The sequence below is a fragment of the Desulfobacterales bacterium genome, from assembly GCA_034520365.1.
Taxonomy (GTDB): Bacteria; Desulfobacterota; Desulfobacteria; order Desulfobacterales; family Desulfosalsimonadaceae; genus M55B175.
Map to the genome: position 1 here is coordinate 679,164 of JAXHNP010000003.1, position 15,499 is coordinate 694,662.

A 15,499-nucleotide genomic window follows, 5' to 3' on the forward strand; every position below is an offset into this window, starting at 1 on the left:
GTTCAATGTCAAGGCTCAATGCTTGACCTTCACGGCTAATTTGTTCTGTATCCAAATCGAAATCGCTATCGGGATCGGGATCGAAAAAAATATGACCCTTGGACACGGAAAACTGGACGTCTATCGCCTTTCAACAGGCTACGTTGCATGGGTTTACGAGAAGGCCGACAGCCTGAACGGAGTCCATCGGCCCGCCCGGGATCAATGGCTTCGGGCCAGCCAGTCGATACCGCTCAATATCGCCGAAGGTAATGGCAAGACCGCGGAAGCCGACCGAAGGCGTTATTTCGAAATCGCTCGTGGCTCCGCGCTTGAGTGCGCGGCGATTTAAGATGTGCTGGTTGTCGGCAAGGCGCTGGACAAGATGGAAAGCCGGAACCGCAAGGATGAACTCGACCGTATGGCCGCGATGCTCAGCCGTCTCGGCGGAAGAGGATACCAAGTTCGAGAGGATCAGGAAGTCTACAGCATCGATTTCGATCCCGATAGCGATTTCGATCCCGATAGCGAAGAAAACGAATCCCAACCTTAGCGTTAACAGGACCGGGGGTATGGATTTTGCGGTTAGAACGAATTTAGCGTGGCCACACCTTTGGCTGCCGGAATAAAATTGCCGGAACCCGATCATTCTGTTAGATTCAAAATCAAAATGATCAGCCAGGGCTCATAACATTCGCTGGAATTTCAACCAAGGAGGGGAAAAAATGGAAACGCTGCAGGGACGGGAGATGCCGCGGGCAGTGGTCATGATGATCGCCGGGGCCTGCTTTGTGATAATTATCGCCGGTATGAAGGCGGCGGCAGATATCCTGGTGCCGTTTTTTCTGGCGATTTTCATTGCCATCATATTCACCCCCCCTCTTTTCTGGATGCAGCGCAAACGGGTGCCCACCATTATTGCCATCATATCTATCATTGCCCTCATGGTGGCCATCGGTTATCTGCTGGCCCGATTCGTGGGCGGATCAATCAATGAATTTACCAGCCAACTGCCCATATACCGGGAAACGCTCATTGCCAAATCAACCAGCCTTCAGAGCTGGTTAAACAAGATGGGAATTGAGATCACCGACCAGATGCTCCGCAAACATCTGAATCCGGGCATTGCCATGCAGATGGCCGGAAAAACCCTGACCGCCCTGGGCGGTGTGCTGACCAATGCCTTTCTGATTCTTCTTACCGTCATATTTATTCTTTTTGAAGCGGCCGGATTTCCGAATAAAATCCGGGCGGCCCTGAAATCGCCGGAAAAATCCCTGTCCAATTTCGGCCAGTTCACGGAAAGCGTAAACCGCTATCTGGCGTTAAAAACCCTGCTGAGCCTATTGACCGGCGTACTGGTCTGGATCTGGCTCTCCATTCTCGGGGTGGATTACCCCATTTTATGGGGGTTGGTGGCTTTTCTGTTCAACTATATTCCCAATATCGGCTCCATTATTTCGGCGGTGCCGGCCGTTCTTTTGGCGCTTATCCAGCTCGGCCCATTGCACACCCTTTTGACGGCAGTGGGCTACTTTGTGATCAATACCAGTATCGGCAACTTCATTGAACCGCGTTTGCAGGGCGGCCGGCTGGGCCTTTCCACACTGGTGGTATTTCTTTCCCTGGTTTTCTGGGGCTGGGTGCTGGGGCCCGTAGGCATGCTGTTATCCGTGCCGCTTACCATGGTTTTGAAGATCGCAATGGGCAGCAACGAAGAGACCCGCTGGCTGGCGGTCATGCTGGACAAAGAGGTCCTGGACAAAACGGCGGCGGTTGAATAAGGGGCTGATCCCGCATGCGATCGGTCAAATACATACTTGCCCCGCAGTATTTTTTATACTTCGGCATACTTGGCATCTATCTGCCGTATTTTAATTTATACTGCTACCACCTGGATTTCACCGGTTTTCAGATCGGTGTGCTCTCCGCTATCCGGACTTTTGCCACCGCGCTTTTCCCCCTTCTCTGGGGCGCGCTGGCCGATCGCTTTCTGATCCGCCGGCCCATCTACCTTTTCTGTGCACTGATCAGCGCAGGCGTCTGGTCGTTTTACCTGTTGACCACCGATTTTTATGCCATGCTCGCCATTACGGCATTTTACGGCATTTTTCACGCCCCTTTGATCTCATTTCTCGAATCCTTTTCCATGGATCTGCTGGGAAAGGAGAAAAACAGCTACGGCCGGCTGCGCGCCTGGGGCTCCATCAGTTTTATTCTGACCGTAATTATTGTCGGCCGGGCCATCGAGGCGTCCTCGACCCATATCATTCTGGTGCTCATCCTGGCCGGCAAACTGATGTTTTTTATGATCGCCGCGCGCACCCCGGCGCCGGCATCATCCCGGCAGACCACATTTTCCGCGGGCGCCCGGGCGCTTCTTTCCAAACAGGTGATTCTTTTTTTAACCGCTGCTTTTTTAATGCTGTTAAGCCACGGCACGTATTACGGGTTTTTTTCCATTCATCTGGAGAACCTGGGGTATAAGGGGACATTTATCGGCATTGCCTGGGCGCTTGCCTCGATCGCCGAAATATTCGTGATGATTAACTCCGAGCGGATTTTCCGGCGGTTTTCCTATGAGTATGTCTTGATCCTCTCTTTTGCCGTGGCCGGGCTGCGCTGGCTGGTTATGTTTTTCGCCGCATCGGCGGTTCTGATCCTGTTAACCCAGCTCCTGCACGCCTTTACCTACGGGGCGTTTCACGTGGCCAGCATCCTCTACATCGACAAACTGACCCCCAGCGAGGCCAAAACCCTGGGCCAGGCGGTCAACAATGCCGTTACTTACGGCCTGGGGATCATGCTGGGCTTTTTCATCAACGGCTACCTCTTTGATATCATCGGCGCCCAGAGCCTTTTTGCCGTAAGCGGCGGGCTGGCGATTCTGGGCGGCGTTTTGATGCTGTATAACCTGAAGCACCGGACCAGCTCGGCGCAGGCTTGAAAGTTGGCGAGTAAGATTAAGAGTAAGATTAAGAGTAAGGCGATAAAGACGGTAAAAACAGTTATGAACAGCTTTCAACAAAACTATTTGGCAAGCAAAGAAAATAAATGAAGATGGAAATTATGGATACACGTCCCCGGGTCATCATCATCGGCGCCAGTTTTGCCGGTCTTAAAGCGGCACTTCAACTGAGCGAAGAATACGCGGTCACAGTAATCGATAAAAGGCCCTGGTTTGAATTTCTCCCGAACATTCATGAAATTATTTCAGGCATTAAAACACCCGCTATGCTGCGGTTTTCAAACCAGGCCATCGTGAGACAGGCCGGCCATGGATATCTGTATGACACTGTCACAGAGATCCTGCCGGAAAAAAGCCGGATCCGCACCCGGCGGGGGAACGAACTGGCTTATGATTTTTGCATCATTGCCGCGGGCAGCGCCATCAACACCTATGGGGTTCCGGGCGCAGATCGCTATGCGATGCCCTTTAAACAGGTTTCCCACTGCCGTGCGATCAGCCGGCAACTTAACCGGCTTGCCCGAACCCGGAAAGAATTCTTCATAAACATTGTGGGCGGCGGTCTGGAAGGGGTTGAGACCTTGGGGGAAATCCTTCGCGGCTACAGAAGGCATCCGGGACTTCGGGTCCGCATCATTGAGCGGCAGGAAAAGCTCTTATACGATGCGCCGGCGGATGTTGCATCCGTCATCAAAAAGCACTGCCGGCCCTATGCGGTTGAATTTTTAACCGGCGAATCCGTTAAAGAGGTATCGGCGGACGCTGTTACGCTCTCAAGCGGCAGTCAGCTCGAATCCGATGCCACGCTATGGACCGCAGGAATCAAACCCTGCCCGTTTTTAACCGCATCCAACCTAACCGAACAATCCGATCAATGGGTGCCGGCCAATGAGTGTCTTCAGCATCCGGTCTATAACAATGTATTTGCGGCAGGGGATGCCGCGGAGCTGCCTCAGCCATTATCCAAACAGGCCTATCATGCCATTGATATGGGGGCCACGGCGGGAAAAAACGTCATTCGGCAAAGCATAGGCCACCCCCTGACACCTTTTACGCCAAGCGCCAAACCGATGCTCGTTGCCTTCGGCGATTTGGACACATTTCTCATAGCCGGCAAAATCGTGATGGCCGGTGCGGTGCTTGGGGCCTTGAAGGAAGCGGTGTTCCAGATGGTGATGACCGAATTTGATCAAGCCGTTTTTTGGAAAAAAGCCCTTCATCTATCCACCCGGGCAAGGATCTCGGGGATGAAGATCGTATGGCCGTTCTTATGGTCGCCGTCGGCCATGCTCCGGCTGGGAAAAATTCGACCCCTGCGTCAACGGATGCCGGCAAACCAATAACATGCTGGGACATATAAACCTAAATTGAGCGTTTTTTAAGTTTGCCGCAGATACATAGAATACGAAGCACTGTGAGCCTTGAGCTGTGCCGCACCCCCACTTTGAAAAAGGGGGGATTGGGGGGATTTGTATTGGGCCATGATGACAAATCCCCCTAAATCCCCCTTTGCCAAAGCGGGACTTAAAGGAAATTGCCCTTTTTTATAAGCCTTTTTCAAAGCCAAAAGCGCTGAGTCTTTTAAACTGTGAACTATGAACCGTGAACTGCTTAAAGCATAAAGCTTTGATTTCATTTACCTTACACCTTATACCCGATACCTTAAACCGTTAAGTTCCTTAGAAGTAATCCCCCCGGGCTGCCGCCCGGGACCGAGCCTATAAGTAACTTTAAAGGCACTAAGGCACGATAAATTTGTTCTATCTATTTTTCAGGCGGGCACGGTGGCCCGCCCTACGAATGGGGAAAAACCCGATCCATCGTAGGGTCGGCCACCGTGCCGACCATAACTTCTTGATTTTATTGACCTTACACCTTAAACCCGATACCTTAAACCGTGAAGTTACTTAGAAGGTGCGCACGCAGACCCTGGCTGAGGCCCAATACAACAAAACAGTATCTATTTGGGCAATAAAATAAAAAGCTTTCCCGGATGCTTCAGTCTGCCGGCGGCGGTTTCGGCGTAATGGCCGCCGCCCCAGAAAATATCCACCCGGCCGATGCCACGGATGGCGTCACCGGTATCCTGGTTTAGGACAAACCGGGAGAAGGGCTGCCATTTTTTCACCTTGCCGGATTGATCGAGCACCGGCTTTTCCGTCTGAATAAACGCCAACGTTCCGCGGGGATAAACGCTCTGATCCATGGCAATGGAGCGGCCGGGGGTCAGTTCAACATCAAGGCATCCGGCGGGCCCGCCGGGCGCTTCTTTGAAAAACACATACCGCGGGTTGTGGGCAAATATGGCCGCCTGTTTTTCCGGATGGTTCTCCAGATAACGGCGAAGGGACTGCATGGTCAGGTTTTTGCGGGCGATTTTTCCCTTATGGATCAGATATCGGCCGATGCTTTTATAGGGATGGCCGTTTGATGCGGTATAATGGACATTAATGCGCTCTCCAGACGGCAGCCGGACGATGCCGGAGCCCTGAACATGGAGAAAAAACAGATCCACCGGATCATCCACCCATACAATCGGCGCGGCGGTTTTTTTCAGGACTGGTCTGCTTTCAATGGTTTGGCGGGTATAATAGGGGACCACCCCGCCATCGGCACACCGGCCGACCACCGGGGTTTGGGGGCAGGTCTTGCAAAAATCAGACGGTTTAAAGGTGACCAGATCGGAGGGCCGGGGATACACGGGGTATCGGTATTTATCGGTTTTATCTCTGCTGCCGTTTAAAACCGGGATGTAGTATCCGGTATACAGCATGCCGCCGGGCTTGTTGTTTCGGGTCACCGCATAAACATGGAAATGCCGGGTGATCCATTTGTTTAAGGCTGTCTGGGCGGGGGTTTCCGCCAAAAATGCCAGAAATCCGGACAGCCCCGCTTTCAGCTCACCGCTCCGGTACGTCTGACCCGCAAATTCGAATTCACGGGAATCCGGAAGCTTTTCATAATACGCAAGGCTTGACTGGATGGCGGGAGATAGCCGGGCCAGGTCCAAATCATCTGAAAATCGGGGGAGTTTATCCCGGGAAAGCTTCTGGATGTCGGCTTGCCCCGCAGTCGCCTGGGAGACCGCCGGCAAAACCGGCAAAACGGCGGATAAAAGAAAAAAGATCGACACAAAAACCCAAATCCTGGGGTATCCGATTTTGCGTTTCTTCCTATTCATCGTCTTCCTCGGCATCGACATGCCTGGGTTTGTCATCAACCGGCGAAAGCTCGGGAAGCGGCTTGCCGTCATTCAAGCTCACGCCCATCTCCTGGAGCCGTCGGGCGGCGGGCATGACCCGCTTTTCCATGGAGCCGACGGTTTGGTTGAATGTACCCACGCTCCGGTCCAGGTCCCTGCCCAGCTTGTTCATATGGTTTAGCATTGAATGAAACCGGTTATACAGTTCATTGCCGAGCTCGCTTACCGCCCGGGCATTCTCCGCCGCGGTCTCCTGCTTCCATCCGTAGGCCACGGCCTTTAAAAGCGAAATCAGCGTGGTCGGGGTGGCGAGAATTACCCCCTTTTCCGCGGCATCCTCGATAAGGTTCGGCATCTTTGTCAGCGCGGCGCTGAAAAAATTCTCGCCCGGCATAAAAAGTACGACAAACTCAGGCGTTGGGGCAAACTGTGTCCAATAGCTTTTCTGGGAAAGCTTCTGCACATGGGTTTGAACATGGCGGGCGTGCCGGGCAAGCATTTCCTCGCTCTCCTCGCGGGATTCCACTTCAAGGGCATCCAGGTAGGCGGTGATCGGGACCTTTGAATCCACGACCACCCGCCGGTCGCCGGGCAGCTGAATCACCATGTCCGGCCGAAGCCCTCCGCCGCCGGTCTGGCTGGACACCTGTTCAAAAAAATCGCACCGGTTCTGCATGCCCGAGATTTCAACCACCCGCCGCAGGGTGATCTCCCCCCAGCGGCCGCGCACATGGGGCATACGCAGCGCATTGACGAGTTTTCCGGTCTCCCGCTGGAGTTCGCTCTGGGTCTGGACAAGAGAAACTACCTGCTGGGACAGCTCGCCATAGGCTTTCTCCCGCACCCGTTCCATGGACCGGACCTCTTGATCGTATTTTTCGAGTTTATCGGCAATCGGCTGAACCACTTCATTGACCGCTTTTTCCCGGGTTTTTAATTCCTGCTTCGCGGATTCCAGATACCCGGAAAACTTGGTACCGGCCAATTCCAGGAATGACTGGTTGTTCTCTGAAAGGGCGCGGGCGGCCATCGCCTCAAAGGAATCCGCCATCCGGGATTTGACCTCTTCGATCATTGCCGATTTTTCCGAAGCCGCCGCCCGCTCTTTTTCAAGGATCGTCTCAAGTTCGGCGATGCGCCGCTGATATTGGGCCGCCGCCTGTTGAAGGTCCCGGATTTCGTCTTCGCGGCTGGAAAGGGTGTTTTTTAGTCCGCCAATTTCTTCCAGACGGGCGTTGGCAGACGCCAGGGCATTGGAGGCATCCAGAAATTTTTCATGCTGGGCCTCAAGCGCCTGCCGGGCGGCGCGCAGCCGGCGGGACAGGATCCCATGCGTAATCAGCCAGGCCGTCAAGCCGCCGGCCAAAAACCCGCCCAGCGCATAAAGCGCCAGTTCAATCCACGGGGCTATCTGCATAAACCCTTTTTCAAAATCATTGCTCGATTCATATGTATCCCTGCCCGCAGTTCGGCTTATGACGATTCCATTAACTTAAGAGCGAAATTCGGCTCGATTGCCATTTCGAGCGCCAGCGAGAAATCTTATTATTATATGGTTTTTCAAGATTTCTCGTCACTCGCGTTCCTCGAAATGACAGCATCGAAAGGCTAAAATTAATGACATCGACTCTTATGAACTTTCAGGCCGGATGTAGGTGCCGCTTTTTCCGCCGGATTTTTCCATGAGCCGAATCCCGGATATGGTCATTTCCCGGTCGATGGCTTTGCACATATCATAGATGGTCAGGGCCGCCACGGACACGGCGGTCATGGCCTCCATTTCAACGCCGGTCTGCGCAAACACCCGGGCTGTGGCCTGAATGCGGATCGAATGGCTCTCATCCTCAGGAATAAAATCCACGCTGATCTGCTGAATGTCCAGGGGATGGCAGAGCGGGATCAGATCCGGGGTTTTCTTGCCGGCCATGATGCCGGCAATCCGGGCGGTTTCCAGGACATTGCCCTTATAAATCGTCCGGCCCATAATCCGCTCAAAGGTCTCCGGCCGCATATAGACCCGGCCCTCAGCCACGGCCGTCCGGCGGCTGGCGGTTTTTTCGCCCACATCCACCATCCGGGCCCGGCCCTGTTCATCAAGATGTGTAAATTGCGCCATTATCCGACTCCCTATACCTTACACCTAAACATAATCTTCCGTCTTATCCGTGACCGTCTTCTTGACCGCGGTCAACGTCCGCTCCAGCACCGGGATTACATTATCCCGGATGTCGCCGGCCACCACCAGACGCATGATCTCATCGCCAACGGAAAGCGGCACGTTTTCCACAATTTCCACCCGGATATCCAGGATGCCGGGGGAGCGCTTTTCCTTTTCAATAATCTGCTCCAGCTTTTCATGGTCCACCGCCACGGTTAATCCGGATACCGCGCGGCCGTCTCTGGAGGTGCCCCTCACGATGCCGGTATGCGAAAGGATCATACCGATCCGGTCCGCATCCGGCCGCATCCTTATTTCATCAATGATTGCCTGTATATCCATTCTCTGCCCGCCTTCTTTTCCAATGATCACGTTCGTTCTCAGTCCCGCGTAAGCGGGACGGTTCTCGTACTCGTACTCGAAAACATTCAATACCGATTACGATTACGAATCAAAAGTTACTTTCTGCAAAAACACCGCACCGGCTGAATAATTCGCTTCTCTATGGCGAATCCACCGGGCCGTACCATGATTGCGCTTTTTCCAAATCATCCGGTGTATTAATATTAAAAAAGGATTGAAGCGCCGGATCCGCCTGCCGGAGCGCCGCTTCCGGGACTTTCTTAACCCGAAAGGATTTAAAAATTCTCTGGATTTTAAGCTTTTCAGTTTGAATGTGCCGCTCCATTACCGGCAGGCAGGTCTTTGCATACACCGCGCACATGGGCTCCAGGCCGGTCCGGGTTTCCGGAATCACCACCCCGGCGTTGGACTCGATTTGTTGAAGGACCGTACGGACCAGACTTTCCCTTAAAAACGGAATATCACAGGCCGCCACAAACACAAAGGGGTTGCGGGCATAAAAAAGGCCGGCATGCACGCCGGTAAGCGAGCTTCTCACCGAATACACGTCTGTGACAATAGTGGCATCGAATTCCAGATAATGCGTCGGCTCATTGGTCACAATAAGAATTTCGTCAAAAATCGGCCGGAAGATATTAAAAATATGATCAATCACCCGCTGGCCGGCGATTTCCAGAAATGCCTTGTTTTTACCCGAAAACCGTTTGCTTAGGCCGCCGGCGAGGATCACCCCGCTGCACGCGGTATCTGAATCTGCCATAAACTGCTTGCGCCATCCGCTAAGTCCGTTTCAGTCAATTGAGTCGCTCTTTCCTCTATATGAAAAAACGCAGGCAAAATCAAGTCGGTCGGCACGGTGGCCGACCCTACAATATGTGATCATTATCGCGTAGAGTAGGGTCGGCCACCGTGCCGACCTTACACGCGAACAACCCCATGGTTATGAGGTTGTTCGCCAGAACAAATTCACCGTGGGTATCGAACCCGGCTAATTTATCAGAATCCGGACACTTTTGATAAATCTTGATCTTGCTTCTTTTGCTGTTGTATTCTATGCCTTAATTTAAACTTTATGCGGGATAGAGCCATGAGTGAGAACCAAATACTACTGGATGCGGCCGATATGGACCGGATCGTAACCCGCATCACCTACGAGATTATTGAAAATCGTAGTGATATCGGCGATCTGGCCCTTGTGGGGATCCATACGCGGGGCGTGTTCCTGGCCCGGCGTATCCAGGCCAAGCTCCGGGCGATTGAATCCGTCACCGTAAATGCCGGGGATATGGATATCAATCTGTACCGGGATGACTGGACCCGCATCAGCCAGCAGCCGATTGTGCGAAAGACCGACATATCCTTTTCCGTTGATGAGAAACCAATTATTTTAGTGGATGATGTCCTGTTTACCGGCCGCACCATTCGGGCGGCCATGGATGCGCTCATGGATTTCGGCCGGCCCGGCCGCATCGAACTGGCGGTATTAATCGACCGCGGGCACCGGGAACTCCCCATACAGGCCAATTATATCGGCAAATACATCAAAACCCGGCCGGATGAAGCCGTAAATGTGCGGCTTTCCGAATGCGACGGCATGGATCGGGTGGATCTGATTTCAAATGGGGCATAAAGAACACAAAAAGGGGGCGCCCGGGCACCTGCGGGTGGGCATCCTCACAGTCTCCACCACCCGCGGTCTGGCCGATGACAAAAGTGGACACTGGATGAACCGGCATGCCAAACGGGAAGGCCACACTGTGGTGCTGCATGAGGTGCTTGCGGACAATCGGTTTGACATCGCCAGAAAAGTGGCGGATATCGCCGCCCGTCAAACGGTGGATCTCTTAATTATCAACGGCGGCACCGGACTCAGCCCCTCGGATGTGACCATAGAGGCTGTAAAGCCCATGTTCGGCAAAGAACTGACGGCTTTTTCCCCGGCATTCACCCAGCTCAGCTTTGAAGCCATCGATTCGGCGGCCATTGTCTCCCGTGCCACCGCCGGGATCATCCAAAAAACGGCCGTATTCTGCCTGCCGGGCAGCATCAACGCCTGCAAGCTGGCCTGCAAGGCGCTTATTTTCCCGGAAGCCGGCCATATTGCAGCGCATATTCGCGCCGACGAATTATTAGGCGCATATTAACGGGATTATAAACTCCCGCAAAATGTTCTTAAAAGGAGCCATCGATTCATGTTTGGCATCGGCATGCCGGAATTACTGGTCATTCTAGCCATTGCCCTGGTTGTCATCGGCCCGAAAAAACTCCCGGACATGGCCAAATCCCTTGGCCGGGCATTTAACGAGTTTAAAAAGGCCACCCAGGAAATCAAGGATTCTTTGGATATCGACGAAGAGATCAATGAATTCAAAAAACCCTTAAACGATATGCGCAGTAACTTCAGCTCCCCCTGGTACGACCACGAGAAGACCGCTTCCGAGTCCGAAAACGCGGCCGACAGTGCCCCGCCGCCGCCCGGCTCCGACGATGACGCGGCGAACACGGAAAAAGGCTCGCCCCGATCGGAGAAAGATCCGGAAACCGCATCAAAAGATAAAAAAGGAACGGACGCCGGCACTGATGCATGAAGACGATAAGCTCCCGTTTACTTCTCATCTGGAAGAACTCCGCAGCCGGCTGATCCGTTGCGCTATTGCCATTGCGGTCGGATTCGCCATCGCCTATCTGTTCAAGGAAAAACTGTTTGAAATCCTGACCCGGCCGCTGATTCGCGTCATGGAACAGGGGGATACCCTGATCTTTACCGGGATCCCGGAGGCGTTTTTCACCTATTTGAAAGTCTCGCTGCTTGCCGGCATTCTGCTGGCCATGCCGGTGATCATGTATGAATTCTGGATGTTCATCGCGCCCGGTCTGTATAAGAATGAACGGCGCCTGATGCTGCCCATTGTCCTGATATCATCGATTTTTTTTGTCGGCGGCGCCCTTTTCGGCTATTTCATCGTATTTCCCTATGGATTCAAGTTCCTGCTGGGATTTGCCACGGAAACCCTGCGACCGCTGCCTTCGATGAAAGAGTATTTGAGTTTTTCCGCCAAACTGCTTCTCGCCTTTGGCTTTGTATTCGAGCTCCCGCTGGTGATTACCTTTATGGCCAGACTCGGACTGGTTAGCGTGCCCTTTCTGAAAAGAAACCGCAAATACGCCCTGCTGCTTTTTTTCGTGGGCTCCGCCCTGCTTACGCCGCCGGATGTGGTCACCCAGATCATGATGTCGGTTCCCCTGATGATTCTCTACGAAATCAGCATCATCGGCGCCCGGGTTTTCGGCCGAAAACCGCTTGAGCCGGAGGATGCGGAGGCGGACGCCTGAAACCTGACAGCTTTATCCCGAGGTTTCCTTGATCAAACGGATTGAACTGATCAACTTCATGTCCCATCCCCATACGGTGATTGAACCGGCAGACGGGCTGACCGTGCTGACCGGGGAGAACAATACCGGAAAATCCGCGGTCATTGCCGCCCTCCAGATACTTGCCCGGAATACGGCCGGAGATTTTATGATGCGCCACGGCGAGCGGGAATGCCGCATCATTGTGGAAACCCATGAGGGAGATATTGTCCAATGGCAGCGAAAAAACAAAACCGTCAGCTACATGTTAAACGGCCGGGAAATCCACCGGCTGCGAAACGCCGTGCCGGAGGATCTTCACGACCTGCTTAAAATGCCGCTGGTGGATGTGGAGGGGGGCGCATTTGACGTGCATTTCGGCGAGCAGAAAAAACCGATTTTTCTTCTGGATGACTCCCCGGCCCGGCGGGCGACTTTTTTCGCCTCTGCCTCGGATACCATCAAGCTAATTGAAATGCAGAACGTACACCGGCAGAAAGTCCGGGATGCAAAGCTGCAGGAAAAACGGCTGGAAGCGGACAAGGCCCGGCTGGATCAGCGGCTGGAGGCTCTCGCGCCTCTGGAGATGCTGGATAAAAAAATAAACGATATAGAAACGGTTTATACGGACATTCAGGCCGGTAGCGAAAAATTAAAAAAACTTGAGACCACCCTGGGCCGGATGCGGCATACAATGGAAAAAACCGCCTATTGGGCGGATACAGCCAAAGCCGGCGCCGCCCTATCCCCGCCGCCCCAACTGATGCCCACGGATTTTCTGGCCCGGCTTATCCGGCAGATCAACGTCTTTAACAGCCTTACGCAGAAAACAATCGCGGAGACAGGCACCCTTGCCGACCTGCCGGCCCCGCCGGCGCTTTCCGATACAAAGCACCTGGCGGCAATGATTGAACGCATCCAAGAGGCGGAAATCCGGCGGCGGTATTGCCAAAAACAGGCCGAGGCCCTTACCCCCGTCAACGCGCCGCCGGAAATGAAACCCACGGAGCCGCTCAAGGCGCTTGTAACGCGCATGCAGGCGCTTAACCGCCGTATCCGTTCTACCCGGACGGGTCTGAATTTGCTTGGCCAATGCCCGGCACCGCCGGATATGCAGTCTCCGGATGGATTAAAACGCCTGATTGATCGCCTGCATGTACTTGAAACCGAAGTGTTGCGAAAAAAGCAACAGGCAGATCGGCTTTCCAGGCTTTCCGCCCCGCCGCAGCCGGCAGAGACCCAGAAACTCGAAAACCTGATTGAGCAGATCAAAAAAAGCCGAAATCACATGGACCGGCTGGCCCGGGAAATGCAGGGGCTTGATAAAGAGTTATCCAAAACCGATGCGGTGCTTCGCCGCCGCATCCAGACGGCCGGCATCTGCCCCACCTGCGGCCAGCCCATTGACCCGGATCATTTTATGGAAACCGCCCTGGGTATCGGTGGAAGCGGCGTATGAACAGAGAATACGACAACCTATCTTATAAGGGCCTTCTGATGATCGGGGACCCCCATTTGGAAGCCCGCATCCCCGGATTCCGAAAGGATAACTACCCGCATGTCATCCTGGAGAAACTCCGCTGGAGTCTGGCCTATGCCCGCTCCGAATCCCTGCTGCCGATGATTCTGGGCGATCTCTTTCACCTGCCCCGCAGCAACCCGAACTGGCTGCTGGTTGAAGTGATGCAGCAATTTGATATGGAAATCCTGGGCATCTATGGAAACCATGATGTGCATGAAAACACCCTGACAGATGATGACAGCATCCGGGTGATTGAGCAGGCCGGCAAAATTCGCCTCTTAAACGAATCGGCCGTCTATCCGATCCAAATAAACGGCCGGCCGGTGATTATCGGGGGCACGTCCTGGGGCCGCCGCCTGCCTGAAAAATACGATCCGGACACGCAAGCCGATTCCAAGCCCCTTGTCATCTGGCTGGCCCATCATGATGTCATGGTCCCGGGCTATGAAGACCAGGGCCGCATCCGGCCCAAAGAAATCCCCGGCATTGATCTGGTCATTAACGGACACATCCACCGGTGCCTGGGGGAAATCCAAAAGGGGCAAACCTCCTGGCTCACCCCGGGCAATATCAGCCGCCGGGCCCGAAGCGATGCCGCCAGACATCATCGCCCGGCGGTTCTGCGTCTGGATATCTGCCAGACTGGATGGACCTGTCAATATATTGAGATTCCGCATCAGCCCTTTGACCAGGTGTTTTACGAAGCCTTGGCAGATACCGCCGCGGATGATGACACCGGCTCCGCCTTTGTCTCCGGCCTGGCCGAACTTCAGGCCCGCCGGACCCAGACCGGCGAGGGCCTGATGCTGTTTTTGGAAAAAAACATGGACCAGTTCGAAGCCGACGTGGTCAATGAGATCAAGCAACTCGCATACGAGGCGACCCGAAATGACGGATCCGAAAGCGGACAAACAGACAATTGAGGAGCTAAAAACGCGCTATGAGAGCCTGAACAAACGAAAAATTCAGGCTGAGGCCAACCTGGAAAACGCGCAGAATCAGCTCGAGGAATTAAAGGCCCAGGCCCGCTCGGAGTTCGGCACAGACGATATTGAGGCGCTCAAAAAGATGCTGGCCGACATGCAGGCTGAAAATGAACAGAAACGCGCCGCCTACCAGGAAAGCCTGGACCGCATTGAAAAGGATCTGGCGGCGGTGGCGGAAAAATACAAGGGTCTCGAGGATTCGGATTCGGAGGCCCCAAAAGATGGCTGAAACCGAAAAGATCCCCTCGCCCGCCGACCTGCGCCAGAGATTTACCCGGCTCGCCGCCTGGCAGGAGCAGACCCGGAAAGCGGCCGACCGGACGGAAAATCGCCTGGCCGGCATCCGCCGGTATTTGGCGCTTAGCGACAAGGTCGCCGCGGCCCTGGAAACCTTAAATCAGCAGCTTTTCCGGGAACTCCTGGATCTCATTGAAACCAAACTCACCATCGCGCTGCAGGAAGTCCTGGAGCAGCCCATCGAGCTGAAGGCTGACGTGGACTGGAAGCGCAATGCCGCCAGTGTGGAATTCTGGGTCGAGCGGGACGGCCATCGGGAAGACATTCTCAAAGGCCAGGGCGGCTCGGTGGCCAACATCCTGTCAGTGGGGCTTCGCATGTTCGCCCTGACGACCCTGGATGAGGCCGCGCATCGGCGTTTTCTGATATTGGACGAACAGGACTGCTGGCTGCATCCGGATCTGGTGCCCCGGCTGGTTAAAATCGTCCATGAAGCGGGGAAGGCCCTGGGGTTTCAGGTGCTGATGGTCTCGCACCATGATCCGAAATCATTTGAACAATACGCGGATCGAATCTATCGCCTGATTCCGAAGGGTGAGCACGGGGTGTCTGCTGAATTGGTCGGCGACCGGCCTTTTGAAACTGATGCCACGGATTAGTCGTTGTATTTCAAACGTTTTTTGATCATTTCCAGCCGGACTTCCCCGCCCTATATGCCACTTTGTAGTATTTT

General features: G+C 54.0%; 19 protein-coding genes. 13 read left to right on the forward strand and 6 right to left on the reverse strand.

The annotated features are described in order from the left end of the window. Positions 1 to 40 precede the first annotated feature (40 nt). The 5 genes from U5L07_06385 (at position 41) to U5L07_06405 (ending at position 4,290) form a co-directional block, all read left to right on the forward strand. The gene (locus U5L07_06385) at positions 41 to 331 is read left to right on the forward strand and encodes a four helix bundle protein (protein ID MDZ7831361.1); all 291 of its coding nucleotides are present in this window, start codon (positions 41 to 43) and stop codon (positions 329 to 331) included. 3 nt (positions 332 to 334) lie between these two features. Further along, on the forward strand, positions 335 to 532 hold the full coding sequence (locus U5L07_06390) for a hypothetical protein (protein MDZ7831362.1): 198 nt from the start codon (positions 335 to 337) through the stop codon (positions 530 to 532). 172 nt (positions 533 to 704) lie between these two features. Continuing rightward, positions 705 to 1,763, forward strand: a complete 1,059-nt coding sequence (locus U5L07_06395; GenBank protein MDZ7831363.1) for an AI-2E family transporter — start codon at positions 705 to 707, stop codon at positions 1,761 to 1,763. A gap of 14 nt (positions 1,764 to 1,777) precedes the next feature. Then, positions 1,778 to 2,926, forward strand: coding sequence for an MFS transporter (locus U5L07_06400; GenBank protein ID MDZ7831364.1), 1,149 nt, complete (start codon positions 1,778 to 1,780; stop codon positions 2,924 to 2,926). A 107-nt stretch (positions 2,927 to 3,033) separates the two neighbouring features. After that, the gene (locus U5L07_06405) at positions 3,034 to 4,290 is read left to right on the forward strand and encodes an FAD-dependent oxidoreductase (protein MDZ7831365.1); all 1,257 of its coding nucleotides are present in this window, start codon (positions 3,034 to 3,036) and stop codon (positions 4,288 to 4,290) included. 35 nt (positions 4,291 to 4,325) lie between these two features. Here the strand turns inward: U5L07_06405 and U5L07_06410 are convergent, their stop codons facing one another. From U5L07_06410 to U5L07_06435, 6 genes are all read right to left on the reverse strand, one after another. Beyond that, positions 4,326 to 4,583: a hypothetical protein gene (locus tag U5L07_06410; protein ID MDZ7831366.1), complete on the reverse strand. Its 258-nt coding sequence runs from the start codon at positions 4,581 to 4,583 to the stop codon at positions 4,326 to 4,328. Positions 4,584 to 4,907: 324 nt separating this feature from the next. Next, entirely contained in the window at positions 4,908 to 6,080 is a 1,173-nt protein-coding gene (locus tag U5L07_06415; protein ID MDZ7831367.1) for an MltA domain-containing protein, read from the reverse strand. Between the two features lie 40 nt (positions 6,081 to 6,120). Next, entirely contained in the window at positions 6,121 to 7,566 is a 1,446-nt protein-coding gene (gene rmuC / locus U5L07_06420) for a DNA recombination protein RmuC (protein MDZ7831368.1), read from the reverse strand. Positions 7,567 to 7,779: 213 nt separating this feature from the next. Further along, positions 7,780 to 8,265, reverse strand: coding sequence for a cyclic pyranopterin monophosphate synthase MoaC (moaC, locus tag U5L07_06425; GenBank protein ID MDZ7831369.1), 486 nt, complete (start codon positions 8,263 to 8,265; stop codon positions 7,780 to 7,782). 24 nt (positions 8,266 to 8,289) lie between these two features. Next, complete coding sequence (locus tag U5L07_06430) at positions 8,290 to 8,649, reverse strand: molybdenum cofactor biosynthesis protein MoaE (GenBank protein MDZ7831370.1); 360 nt, start codon at positions 8,647 to 8,649, stop codon at positions 8,290 to 8,292. A 160-nt stretch (positions 8,650 to 8,809) separates the two neighbouring features. Beyond that, the gene (locus tag U5L07_06435; protein MDZ7831371.1) at positions 8,810 to 9,430 is read right to left on the reverse strand and encodes a molybdenum cofactor guanylyltransferase; all 621 of its coding nucleotides are present in this window, start codon (positions 9,428 to 9,430) and stop codon (positions 8,810 to 8,812) included. Between the two features lie 327 nt (positions 9,431 to 9,757). Between U5L07_06435 and pyrR the strand changes: the two genes are divergently transcribed. Genes pyrR through U5L07_06475 form a run of 8 tightly spaced genes read left to right on the forward strand, consistent with a single transcriptional unit; the run spans position 9,758 to position 15,425 of the window. Continuing rightward, positions 9,758 to 10,300: a bifunctional pyr operon transcriptional regulator/uracil phosphoribosyltransferase PyrR gene (gene pyrR, locus U5L07_06440; GenBank protein ID MDZ7831372.1), complete on the forward strand. Its 543-nt coding sequence runs from the start codon at positions 9,758 to 9,760 to the stop codon at positions 10,298 to 10,300. Continuing rightward, positions 10,290 to 10,814, forward strand: a complete 525-nt coding sequence (locus tag U5L07_06445; protein MDZ7831373.1) for a MogA/MoaB family molybdenum cofactor biosynthesis protein — start codon at positions 10,290 to 10,292, stop codon at positions 10,812 to 10,814. The genes pyrR and U5L07_06445 overlap by 11 nt, the downstream gene beginning before the upstream one ends. A 48-nt stretch (positions 10,815 to 10,862) precedes the next feature. Continuing rightward, positions 10,863 to 11,258, forward strand: a complete 396-nt coding sequence (gene tatB, locus U5L07_06450; GenBank protein MDZ7831374.1) for a Sec-independent protein translocase protein TatB — start codon at positions 10,863 to 10,865, stop codon at positions 11,256 to 11,258. Further along, positions 11,251 to 12,003 carry a twin-arginine translocase subunit TatC gene (gene tatC, locus U5L07_06455; GenBank protein ID MDZ7831375.1) on the forward strand — a complete coding sequence of 251 codons (753 nt, stop codon included), beginning with the start codon at positions 11,251 to 11,253 and terminating at the stop codon, positions 12,001 to 12,003. Before tatB ends, tatC begins: the two co-directional genes overlap by 8 nt. A 28-nt stretch (positions 12,004 to 12,031) precedes the next feature. Beyond that, complete coding sequence (locus U5L07_06460) at positions 12,032 to 13,480, forward strand: AAA family ATPase (GenBank protein ID MDZ7831376.1); 1,449 nt, start codon at positions 12,032 to 12,034, stop codon at positions 13,478 to 13,480. Continuing rightward, positions 13,477 to 14,466 (forward strand): metallophosphoesterase, encoded by a 990-nt coding sequence (locus U5L07_06465; GenBank protein ID MDZ7831377.1) that lies wholly within the window; start codon positions 13,477 to 13,479, stop codon positions 14,464 to 14,466. The genes U5L07_06460 and U5L07_06465 overlap by 4 nt, the downstream gene beginning before the upstream one ends. Further along, positions 14,432 to 14,758 carry a hypothetical protein gene (locus U5L07_06470; protein ID MDZ7831378.1) on the forward strand — a complete coding sequence of 109 codons (327 nt, stop codon included), beginning with the start codon at positions 14,432 to 14,434 and terminating at the stop codon, positions 14,756 to 14,758. The genes U5L07_06465 and U5L07_06470 overlap by 35 nt, the downstream gene beginning before the upstream one ends. Further along, a complete protein-coding gene (locus U5L07_06475; protein ID MDZ7831379.1) occupies positions 14,751 to 15,425 on the forward strand; it encodes a hypothetical protein in 675 nt (224 codons plus the stop codon). The genes U5L07_06470 and U5L07_06475 overlap by 8 nt, the downstream gene beginning before the upstream one ends. Positions 15,426 to 15,499 lie beyond the last annotated feature (74 nt).